The 11,023-nt window shown below is 56.2% G+C and carries 6 protein-coding genes and 1 pseudogene; 3 read left to right on the forward strand and 4 right to left on the reverse strand.

Annotated features, from left to right (window positions below; translation table 11 throughout):
- Positions 1-32: 32 nt before the first annotated feature.
- Together A7P99_RS09735 and lysS are read left to right on the forward strand one after the other, a co-directional pair.
- Positions 33-742 (forward strand): annotated as a pseudogene (locus tag A7P99_RS09735) (class II glutamine amidotransferase); the annotation flags it as partial.
- Positions 743-1,128: 386 nt separating this feature from the next.
- Positions 1,129-2,649 carry a lysine--tRNA ligase gene (lysS, locus tag A7P99_RS07030; RefSeq protein ID WP_067447405.1) on the forward strand — a complete coding sequence of 507 codons (1,521 nt, stop codon included), beginning with the start codon at positions 1,129-1,131 and terminating at the stop codon, positions 2,647-2,649.
- A 73-nt stretch (positions 2,650-2,722) separates the two neighbouring features.
- Here lysS and secA read toward each other — a convergent pair whose 3' ends face one another.
- On the reverse strand, positions 2,723-5,467 hold the full coding sequence (secA, locus tag A7P99_RS07035; protein WP_067447404.1) for a preprotein translocase subunit SecA: 2,745 nt from the start codon (positions 5,465-5,467) through the stop codon (positions 2,723-2,725).
- Between the two features lie 313 nt (positions 5,468-5,780).
- Here secA and A7P99_RS07040 point away from each other — a divergent pair, with 313 nt between their 5' ends.
- Positions 5,781-6,248, forward strand: coding sequence for a DciA family protein (locus tag A7P99_RS07040; protein ID WP_067447403.1), 468 nt, complete (start codon positions 5,781-5,783; stop codon positions 6,246-6,248).
- A gap of 132 nt (positions 6,249-6,380) precedes the next feature.
- On the opposite strand, the gene bioB is transcribed toward A7P99_RS07040, so the two are convergent.
- The 3 genes from bioB to mnmE all read right to left on the reverse strand — a co-directional run bounded on the left by bioB (position 6,381) and on the right by mnmE (position 10,821).
- Positions 6,381-7,469 carry a biotin synthase BioB gene (gene bioB, locus A7P99_RS07045; protein WP_082880670.1) on the reverse strand — a complete coding sequence of 363 codons (1,089 nt, stop codon included), beginning with the start codon at positions 7,467-7,469 and terminating at the stop codon, positions 6,381-6,383.
- A gap of 239 nt (positions 7,470-7,708) precedes the next feature.
- Positions 7,709-9,028 (reverse strand): MFS transporter, encoded by a 1,320-nt coding sequence (locus A7P99_RS07050; RefSeq protein WP_067528250.1) that lies wholly within the window; start codon positions 9,026-9,028, stop codon positions 7,709-7,711.
- Positions 9,029-9,453: 425 nt separating this feature from the next.
- Positions 9,454-10,821 (reverse strand): tRNA uridine-5-carboxymethylaminomethyl(34) synthesis GTPase MnmE, encoded by a 1,368-nt coding sequence (gene mnmE / locus A7P99_RS07055; protein WP_067447399.1) that lies wholly within the window; start codon positions 10,819-10,821, stop codon positions 9,454-9,456.
- Positions 10,822-11,023 lie beyond the last annotated feature (202 nt).

The raw sequence follows: 11,023 nt of genomic DNA on the forward strand, positions 1-11,023 counted from the left end.
CTCGAGGAACTCATCATGTACAGCTTGGGGGCATGAACTGCAACACCCCAACCGACATCATTTTCTCCTTTGAAGGATTCCGCTTGTGCGGCGGGCCTACCGACCGACACGCCGACGGCTTCGGCATCGGCTTCTTCGAAAACAAAGGCGTGCGCATATTCCATGACGACAAACCCTACGCCAACTCGCCGATGGCCGAGTTTGTGGTAAAAACCTACCAAATCAAATCCACCAACGTCATCGCCCACATCCGCAAGGCTACCCAAGGCAGCGTCGGCCTGGCCAACACCCACCCCTTCATCCGCGAAATATTGGGCAAATACTGGCTGTTTGCCCACAACGGCCACCTTGGTGGTTTCCAACCTAAAGAAGGCAAATACTACCGCCCCATCGGCAGCACTGACTCCGAACGTGTTTTCTGCTTTATATTAACTGGAGCAACTGCACAGCCGTTTTGAGCACAAACTGCCGATGGGCAGACTATTTACCGAAGTGGCCACATTCACCGCCCAAATCCGCCACCACGAATTATTCAATTTCATGCTGTCCAACAGAGAAATCCTGTTTGCCCACGCCAGCACTCTGCTGTATTACATCATCCGTATCATCCGCCCCCCTTCGGCGAAGCGCACCTTATCGACAACGACGTAACTGTAGATTTCGCCGCGGCGACTACGCCCACGACTGCGTGACCATTATTGTCACACAACCCCTGACCGCCAACGAACCCTGGACACGAATGCCCCGATAACCCGCGCTACCTCAGCCAACAAAAGGCTTGGCCATCGCCCGCGCTGCCGACATGGCCGCATAAATCCTTTCACGCCGCAATAATCTAGTTGTTCTGCAGACAGATTGTTTTCATTATTGCCACACCTCAAGCATTAACACTTGAAAAAATTTTGATTTACCCGCTTGACATACACCTCGCCTTTCCTTTACTTTACAGCCATGCCTTTGCGTAAAGCTGCGAGGTTTGCCGCAAATAAATGTACAAACATTGATCCTCGTCAACCTCACGGTAAGGGCGATTGATGCAACGGCATCTTCAGAAATGAAGTTCTTCAACCACAGAGACAGGCCGTCTGCCCGAGACCACTGCTTCTCATTAATATATGGATGGATATCATGAATGAATCTCAACATACCGACACCCCCCAATTAGACGAAAGTCAGGTCATGGCAGTTCGTCGCGAGAAATTGGCAGAAATCCGCAAGCATGGCGTAGCATTCCCGAACGACTTCCGCCGCAATGCTTTTGCTGGTGACCTGCAGAGCCAATACGGCGAACTGTCTAAGGAAGAGTTGGAAGAAAAGAACGTAACCGTCAAGGTAGCCGGCCGCATGATGCTGCAACGCGATATGGGTAAGGCCAGTTTCGCCACCCTGCAAGACGTTTCCAGTCAAATCCAGCTCTACGTAAATGACCAAGGTGTTGGTGAGAAGATTCACGAAGAGTTCAAGCACTGGGACTTGGGCGACATCCTCGGCGCAGAAGGCGTGCTGTTTAAAACCAACCACGGCGAGCTGACCGTACGCGTAAGCCAAATCCGTCTGCTGGCCAAAGCACTGCGCCCCCTGCCCGACAAAGTGCACGGCCTGAAAGACCAGGAAACCCGCTACCGCCAGCGTTATGCTGATTTGATCGTGAATGCCGAATCACGCGAGATCTTCAGAAAACGTGCTCGCATTATCCAGACTATCCGCAACTTCATGATCGGTGAAAAATATCTGGAAGTGGAAACCCCGATGATGCACCCGATTGCCGGTGGCGCAGCGGCTCGTCCGTTTGTTACCCACCACAACGCGCTGGACATCCCGCTGTTTATGCGAATTGCTCCCGAGCTCTATCTGAAACGTTTGGTGGTAGGCGGTTTCGAGCGCGTGTTTGAAATCAACCGCAACTTCCGTAACGAAGGTGTGTCTGCCCGCCACAACCCCGAGTTCACCATGATGGAGTTCTACGAGGCATTCTCCGACTACCACCGCATGATGGACATGACCGAAGGCGTGATCCGCGCTTGCGCCAACGCCGTTTGCGGCAGCCTGCACGTTCCTTACAACGGTAAAGAAGTGGATCTGGAAAAACGCTTTGACCGCCTCACCATCGTGGACGCGATCAAAAAATACAATCCGCACTACACCGACGAGCAGCTGAACGATGAAGAATGGCTGAAAAAAGAAGTGGTGAAACACGGCGAAGACCTGCCTGCCGCCCCCGGCATCGGCAGCCTGCAGCTGGCCTTGTTTGAAGGCTGCGCCGAAGGCAAGCTGTGGAACCCCACCTTCATTATCGACTATCCGGTTGAAGTGTCTCCCCTGGCCCGCGCTTCCGATACCAATCCGAAGCTCACCGAACGTTTCGAACTGTTTGCAGTAGGCCGCGAGCTGGCCAACGGCTACTCAGAGTTGAACGACCCGGAAGACCAGGCTGATCGATTCAGATCACAAGTGGCTCAGAAAGAAGCCGGCGATGACGAAGCCATGAACTACGACGCCGACTACATCCGCGCCATGGAATACGGCCTGCCGCCCACCGGCGGTTGCGGTATCGGTATCGACCGCTTGGTAATGTTGCTGACCAACGCCCCGAGCATCCGCGACGTTATCCTGTTCCCGCATATGCGTCCGGAAGAAGGCCAGAACTAATCCTTCAGGCTTAATCAAAGGCTACCTGAAATTTCAGGTAGCCTTTATTTTTACCTAGTTTAAACAGAGTAGTTTAGTCCAATTTGCCGTGGCATTGTTTGTAGCGTAGACCGCTGCCGCAAGGGCAGGGGTCGTTGCGGTGTACCATTTGGCCGCGGGCAGTAAGGGCTTCGGGGCTGAAGTCGTCCTCGGCAAAATCAGCGGCTTCGGCAGTACTGCCATTAACAGCCAAGTAGCTGATATCCGGCGCTGGAGCATGGTTTTCTTGATAGGCCATTTGCACGGGAGCACTTTCCTTGGCCACCGGCTCATTCTGCTCGAAACGCACTTGCGACAGGAGCCTGGCGGTTTCGCCGCGAATGCTCTGCCACAGGTTTTGGAACATCTCGAAAGATTCCATTTTGTATTCCTGCTTCGGATTCTTCTGGGCATAGCCACGCAGGTGTATGCCTTGGCGCAGGTAGTCCATAGCGGAGAGGTGTTCACGCCATTGGCTATCCATCACTTGCAGGAAGATATTGCGTTCGAACTGATGCATCAACCCGGCGCCTACCATATCGGTTTTGGCGGCGTAGTCATCTTGTGCCAGTTTCCAAGCGCGCTCTTTCACATCTTGGTTGTCAAGAGTGGGGTCTTGCTTGAGCCACTCGGTAACCGGGGCGTGAATGTGGAAGTCGGCAAACAGCTGTTTCTCCAGCGCCACCAAATCCCACTGCTCTTCGATGCTGTCGGCGGGCATATACAAATCAACCAAGTTGTCGAGCGCTTCTTGGCGCATCTCGGTCATCATGGCGGAGTTGTCTTCGGTTTCCAGCACTTCGTTGCGGCGGCTGTAGATAACCTTGCGCTGGTCGTTAGCCACGTCGTCGTATTCCAGCACTTGTTTGCGCATATCGAAGTTGCGGCCTTCCACTTTGCGCTGGGCGCTTTCAATCTGGCGGGTGAGTAGGTTGGCTTCAATCGGCACACCGCGTTCCGGAGCAAGTTTCTCGAGCAAGGCAGCGTGGCGGTCGAGCGCGAAGAGGCGTAGCAGCGGGTCTTCAAACGAGAGGTAGAAGCGGCTGGAGCCGATGTCGCCCTGACGGCCGGAACGGCCGCGCAACTGGTTGTCAATGCGGCGACTTTCATGTCGCTCGGTGCCGACGATGTGCAGGCCACCGGCAGCGATCACACGATCGTGCTCTTCCTGCCAGCCGTCTTCCAGTTCTTTGATGCGGGCGGCTTTTTCTTCTTCGCTCAAATCGGGATTGTTGCGGATGATGTGGCTGAGATGTTTCACGTTGCCACCGAGTACGATGTCGGTGCCGCGGCCGGCCATATTGGTGGCCACAGTAATCATGCCGGTTTTACCGGCCTGTGCCACGATATCGGCTTCGCGGGCGTGCTCTTTGGCGTTCAAAACGTTGTGCGCCAAGCCGGCGCGGGAGAGCATATTAGACACCAGCTCGGAGTTTTCGATGCTGGTGGTGCCCACCAGGATGGGCTGGCCTTTGGCATGGCGCTCTTTAATGTCGGCCACCACGGCTTCGAATTTTTCTTCGGCGGTGCGGAATACTTGGTCGTTGAAGTCTTGGCGGATCATCGGCCGGTTGGTGGGGATGATCACGGTTTCCAAACCATAGATGCTTTGGAACTCATAGGCTTCGGTGTCGGCGGTGCCGGTCATACCGGAGAGTTTGCTATAGAGGCGGAAGTAGTTCTGGAAGGTAATGGAAGCCAGGGTTTGGTTTTCTTGGCGGATTTCCACGCCTTCTTTGGCTTCCACAGCCTGATGCAGGCCTTCTGACCAGCGGCGGCCGGTCATCAGGCGGCCGGTGAATTCGTCCACAATCACGATTTCGCCGTCTTGCACCACATAGTGCTCGTCCAAGTTAAACAGGCTGTGGGCGCGCAAAGCAGCCATCAAGTGGTGCATCAGGGCGATGTTGGCGGTGGAATAGAGCGAATCTCCTTCTTGCAGCAGGCCCATTCTGGTAAGGACTTGCTCGGCATGTTCGTGGCCGGCTTCGCTAAGCAATATGGTGCGGTTCTTCTCGTCCACCCAATAATCGCCCTCGCCCTCTTCTTCTTTTTGGCGTACCAGCTGGGCGGGCACTTTATTCATCACCAAATACAGATCAGTGTTGTCGTCGGCCTGACCGGAGATGATGAGCGGGGTACGGGCTTCGTCGATCAGAATGGAGTCCACTTCGTCCACCACAGCGAAGTTCAGCTCGCGCTGCACTTTGTCGCTCAGCTGGTGCACCATATTGTCGCGCAGGTAGTCGAAGCCGAATTCGTTGTTGGTGCCGTAGGTGATGTCGGCGTTGTAAGCTTCGTGTTTGGAGGCCTGATCCATATTGGCCACAATCACGCCCACTTTCATGCCGAGGAAGTTGTAGAGCGGACCCATGATATCGGCATCGCGGGAGGCAAGGTAGTCGTTTACCGTTACCACGTGCACGCCTTTGCCGGCGAGCGCGTTCAGATACACGGCCAGCGTGGCCACCAGGGTTTTGCCCTCGCCGGTGCGCATTTCGGCGATTTTGCCTTGGTGCAACACCATGCCGCCAATAAGCTGTACATCAAAATGGCGCATACCCAGCGTGCGGCGGGAGGCCTCGCGGCACACCGCAAAAGCTTCTTCCAAAATGTCGTCCAAGGTTTCGCCTTTGGCGAGCCGTTGTTTGAATTCTGCGGTTTTGGCTTGCAGCGCCGCATCGTCGAGCTGCTGGATGTCTTTTTCCATGCCGTTGATGCGTACCACGGATTTGCGGTATTGTTTCAGAAGCCTGTCGTTGCGGCTGCCGAACACTTTCTTGGCCAGTGAAGTAATCATAAAATATTTAATCCCTTATGCGGTATTGCTGTTGCCCTGTGTGCTCGATTCAAACCGCGGCGGCATTCGCCTGCCGGCTTATTCCGGTTCAAATCTAATCCACTGCGATAGTAAAATAACGGGTAATTCTAGCATAATCAAACCTGTTCGCGCTTGGGAATATGGCTCGCCCTGGCAGGATTTCAAGCGCATCGGGCAAGCTTTTTTATCAGCAGCGGCAGTTTGTCTGTTTTCAGGCAGTCTCTTGATGAGGTTTTTAGGTGTATCCTGCCTGCTTTGCCGTTGCCCAACCCCTCTTTTCAGATAGCCTTATATGTCCGACCTCAACCGCCTCAACCCCAGCCGCCACAGCCTGCACAGCCGCGACAACCTCAGCCGTGGCGAATCGCTGCTACACGATTTAATCGTACAGGCCGAGAGCTGGCGGCATGCCGCCCAAGCACTGGAAGCACGGCTACCGGCCAAGCTGCAACAGCATTGCCGGGCGGTACGGGTGCGCAAAGGGGTTTTGGTTTGGTATGCAAGCAACAATATGGCAGCGGCACGGCTGCGGATGCTCGCGGCGGGGCTGCTGCCGGCTTGGCGAGCGGTGTGCCCGGAGGTGCGCGAAGTGCAGGTAAAAATCAGCCCGCCGGAGCAGGAGCGTCCAAAAGAAAAACAGGCCAAACTGAGCCGCACCGCTGCCGAACAATGCTTAGCGGCAGCGGATGATTTGGCGCACCACCCAGAGCTGGCGGCGGCGCTGCGGCACTTGGCAAGGCATGCAGAGGAAGACGAATAAGGCCGCTATCGGTTGGCAGCCAACGGCAGCAAATATTTTTTCAGGTAGCCTCTCCCCCACACATAAAAACAGCATGACATAAAATCATGCTGTTTTCTTGTTTCCCACTTCAGGCTACCTGAAAGCTTACACTCAATGCGCACAGCCGCAATGTCCGCCGCCGCAACCACCGGCTGCGTGGTGGTTTTCAGGTAGCCTTTCCACCGCCTCACCGGTTTCGGCATGGTATGACAGCGGCACCAAATCCAGCTTGGCCATCAGCAGGCGGTCGCCGTCTTCATCGGGGTTTTCCGTGGTTAAGAGCTTATCGCCGTAGAAAATCGAGTTCGCGCCCGCCATGAAACACATCGCCTGCATGGATTCGGGCATATTGCTGCGCCCGGCAGAAAGGCGCACGAAACTGTGCGGCATGGTAATCCGTGCCACGGCAATGGTGCGGACAAACTCCGTCCAATCCAAATCTTCGGCATCGGCCAGCGGCGTGCCTTCCACTTTCACCAGTTGGTTAATCGGCACGCTTTCCGGCTGCGGGTCGAGGTTGGCGAGGCTGGCAATCAGCCCGGCACGCTCGGCGCGGGTTTCGTTCATACCCACAATGCCGCCGCAGCAGATTTTCAGGCCGGCATTGCGCACTTTGCCCAAGGTGTCCATTCGGTCTTCGTGTTTGCGGGTGTGGATGATGTCGTTGTATCGCTCGGGGTCGGTGTCGAGGTTGTGGTTGTAGTAGTCCAGGCCGGCTTTTTTGAAGTCTTCCGCCATGCCGTCTTCCAGCATGCCGAACGTGCCGCAGGTTTCCATGCCCAACCCCTTCACGGCTTTGATGATTTCGGACACCACGGCCACATCTTTCGGCTTCGGCCCGCGCCATGCCGCACCCATGCAGAAACGGCTGGCACCGCGCGATTTGGCGATTTTGGCTTTTTCCACGATTTCGCCCACATCCATCATCTGCTCTTTGCCCAGATTGGTGTTGTGGTGCGCCGATTGCGGGCAGTAGGCGCAATCTTCCGGGCAGCCGCCGGTTTTGATGGAAAGCAGGGTGGAAAGCTGGATTTCGCGCGGGTTGAAATTCTGGCGGTGGATTTCGGCGGCATGGAATACGAGGTCGAGAAAGGGCAGCCCGAACAGGGCTTCGACATCGCATTTTTTCCAATACTGCGCAGTGGGATGCGGCTTTGGCTCGGTTTGACGGCGCAAAGCCACCGGGGAGAGGGTGGTCATAGGAGTGTTCCTTCAATAAGGGTTTGCGGCGGCGCAATGTCGCCGACGGGCAAAGCCGGGTCGCAATGTCCGCGGTCTGCCCTGACTGGTCGGAAGCTTTATTCCGAAGGCGGCAAGTGTAGCCAAAAACCAAACGGCAGGCTACTTGAAAGAGAAGTTTCAACGCAGTTAAAAACACAATACAGCAAAGTTTCTGCTCAACCAAAATCTTCAGGTAGCCTTTATAGCGCTCCACCCCATCAATCCGCGCTGATTTCCTCCAGCGTGCGCCCCTTCGTTTCCTCACCCAGCAGCACGATCACCATCACCACCGCCGCCAGCACCGCCGCAAACATCACGAAAATCCGCGCGAAACCGCCGCTGCCGCTCATACCGGCCACCACCATCGGCGCCACAATCCCGCCGATGCGCCCCACCGCGCCTGCCCAGCCAGAGCCAAACGCGCGGAAGCGCACCGGATACAGCTCCGGCGTGTAAGTGTAGAGCACTCCCCACGCGCCCAGATTGAAAAACGACATCAAACTGCCCCACAGCATGATTTCCAGCGTAGAGTCGCTTTGGCCGAAGCAATAGGCGCACACCGCACACGCGCCAAGAAAGCCTGCCAGTGTGGCCTTACGCCCGATTTTTTCCACCAGCACCGCCGCCGCAAAATAGCCCGGCAGCTGCGCCAGAATCATCACCAGCACATATTCAAACGTTTTCACCACCGAATAGCCCTGCCCCGCCAGCAGCTTGGGCAGCCAAGTGAAAATCCCGTAATAAGAAAACACGATGCCGAACCAAATCAGCCACAGCATCAGCGTGCGGCGGGCAAACGGCGGCCGCCACAGCTGCGCGAGGCGGATTTTCTCCTTCTTCTGCACAGTCGGCACAATCATTTCCGCCGCCTGCGCTACGCCCGATTCCGCCTCCAAACGGCACACCAATTCGTGCGCTTCCTCCGCCCTACCCGCCGCAATCAGATAAGGCACCGATTCCGGCAGCCGCTTCCACGCCGCAAACGCATACAAAAGCGGCACCGAGCCCGCCGCAAACGCGCTGTGCCAACCGAATTTCGGAATCAGGAAATACGAGGCCAGCGCCGCCGCCAGCCAGCCCAAGCCCCAAAAACTCTCCAGCAGCACGATAAACCGCCCGCGTACCTTCGGCGGCGCATACTCGCTCACCAACGACACCGCCACCGGCAGCTGCCCGCCCAAGCCGAAGCCAACCCAGAATCGGAAAAACAGCAGCGCGGCCAAGTTCGGCGACAACGCGCACAAACCCGTGGCCGCGCCGTAGAGCACCATGGTGCTGGCAAACACATTGCGCCGCCCGAAACGGTCGGCCGCCCAGCCGCTCAACACCGCGCCCAGCGCCATGCCCACAAAGCCGATGCTCACCACCCAACCCGACTGCTGCGCACTCAGCCCCCACTCTTTGGCCAAAGTAACCAACACAAACGACACCATGCCCGTATCCATCGCGTCAAACAGCCAGCCCAGCCCGATTAAGGCCAGCAGGCGGTAGTGGAAACGACTTAAAGGCAGAGCATGAAGGCGCGACAAAATATCCATTGGGTTTCTCCTCGTGAAATGTGGAAAGGCTACCTGAAACACAGCGGCGCAGTTTGAAAACATCGAAACGATATAGCTAAATTTATTTCAATTTCCACCAAGTTGTATCGCTATATAGTTGGCTTAAAAACAGAATATGAATTGAGAAATTCAACTGCATAAAAATAATAATAGCTCGCATTATAGCGAACTGCATCGGGGCATGCCAGCCATGTGCCGGAAGCTTGTGGCAGCCAGCCCATTCCAATATCCCATCATCACCATAAAGAATAAATTTATATAATATCAATCATTTAATTAATAAAATATCCCTTCCAAAACAGTTATGCCTCACAGAAAGGCTACCTGAAAATTCAGGTAGCCTTTTTCTTACTGCAAGCGGGAAACAAGTCCACAACGTGTGGTTTATTCGCCTTCCAACCGCTCTATTTGCCGATACAGAAGCGGCTGAAAATAACACCCAGAAGGTCGTCGGCGTTGAATTCGCCAGTGATGGTATTGCAGGCGTTTTGTGCCAGGCGCAGGTGTTCGGCGAAGAGTTCGAGCTGGTGGCGGCCGCACAGGGCGGCGAGTTCGAGCTCGGCTTGGGCGGCTTCCAGCGCGCGCAGGTGGCGGCTGCGGGCGAGAAACAGGCTTTCGCTTTCGCCCTGCCAGCCGATTTGCCGCAGCAGCGCCTGTTTGAGCAAATCGAGCCCGGCACCGTTTTTGGCGGAAAGTTTGATCAGGGTGTCGGCGCCGCTGGGCTGGCCGCTTTGCCTGCAGCTTTCCGCCGCTTCGCCGCTGAGGTCGATTTTATTGCGGATTTCAATGCGTTTGAGCCCGGGCGGCAGCTGGGCGAGGATTTTACAGGTAGCCTCGTTCAGCCCTTCGTTCGGATCGATGAGAATCAAGGCCACGTCTGCCTGCTGCACGGCTTGGCGGCTGCGCTCGATGCCGATTTGCTCCACCGGGTCGGTGGTATCGCGCAGGCCGGCGGTGTCGATGATGTGTATGGGAATGCCTTCAAGCGTAATCTGCTCGCGCACGGTGTCGCGGGTGGTGCCGGCAATGTCGGTAACGATGGCCACGTCCTCGCCAGCCAAAGCGTTGAGCAGGCTGGATTTGCCTACATTGGGCGCACCCACCAGCACCACGTTCATGCCTTCGCGCAAAATCGCGCCCTGCCCGGCTTGGGCAAGCACTCGGGCAAGACGCTCTTGCAACGCGGCGAGACGCTCATCCACCTTGGCTTCGGCCAGAAAATCGATGTCTTCTTCAGGGAAATCCAGGGCAGCTTCCACCAACATGCGCAAGGTGATGAGTTCGTCCACCAGCTCGTGAATCTGTTGGGAAAACGCGCCTTTAAGCGAGCGCACGGCCAGACGGGCGGCAGATTGGCTGGCGGCATCGATAAGGTCGGCCACGCTTTCGGCCTGCGCCAAATCGAGCTTGCCGTTTAAAAAGGCGCGTTTGGTAAACTCGCCCGGCTCGGCCGGTTGTGAGCCCAGCTCGAAACAGCGTTGCAGCAGCATCTGCAACACCACGCGCCCGCCGTGGCCGTGCAGTTCGATTACGTCTTCGCCGGTGAAGCTGGCGGGGGCGGGGAAATAGAGCAGAAGGCCGTTGTCGATGGCTTCGCCTGCGGCATCGACAAAATCGGTGTGGAGCGCGCGGCGCGGCTGCGGGGTTTTGCCGCCGCTGATTTGCTGCGCCAGCGGCAGCAGCTGCCTGCCGGAAAGCCGGATAACGCCCACCCCGCCCTGCCCGGCGGCAGTGGCAATGGCGGCGATGGTGGAAGTGGATGGCGATGACATAGGGCTACCTGAAACCGTAAAAATAAAAAGCAATATAACACAACCACAAAAGGCTACCTGAAAACTTGAAACACGGTTTTCAGGTAGCCTTTTATATGAGGGGGCTTATTCGTCTTCGTCCTCTTCCTCGTCGCCCAAATCCACTTCCTCAAGCGGGATCACCCGGGTGCGGTAGCGCAGTTTGTGGTAGAGATAGAAACCG

Source organism: Eikenella sp. NML120348 (assembly GCF_001648435.1).
GTDB classification, from domain to species: Bacteria; Pseudomonadota; Gammaproteobacteria; order Burkholderiales; family Neisseriaceae; genus Eikenella; species Eikenella exigua.

Bases quoted from the DNA above. Each gene is read 5' to 3' on its own strand.
- bioB (WP_082880670.1), bottom strand. From the start codon at position 7,469: ATGACCACCCTCTCCCCGGTGGCTTTGCGCCGTCAAACCGAGCCAAAG.
- mnmE (WP_067447399.1), bottom strand. From the start codon at position 10,821: ATGTCATCGCCATCCACTTCCACCATCGCCGCCATTGCCACTGCCGCC.
- A7P99_RS07040 (WP_067447403.1), top strand. From the start codon at position 5,781: ATGTCCGACCTCAACCGCCTCAACCCCAGCCGCCACAGCCTGCACAGC.
- lysS (WP_067447405.1), top strand. From the start codon at position 1,129: ATGAATGAATCTCAACATACCGACACCCCCCAATTAGACGAAAGTCAG.
- A7P99_RS07050 (WP_067528250.1), bottom strand. From the start codon at position 9,028: ATGGATATTTTGTCGCGCCTTCATGCTCTGCCTTTAAGTCGTTTCCAC.
- secA (WP_067447404.1), bottom strand. From the start codon at position 5,467: ATGATTACTTCACTGGCCAAGAAAGTGTTCGGCAGCCGCAACGACAGG.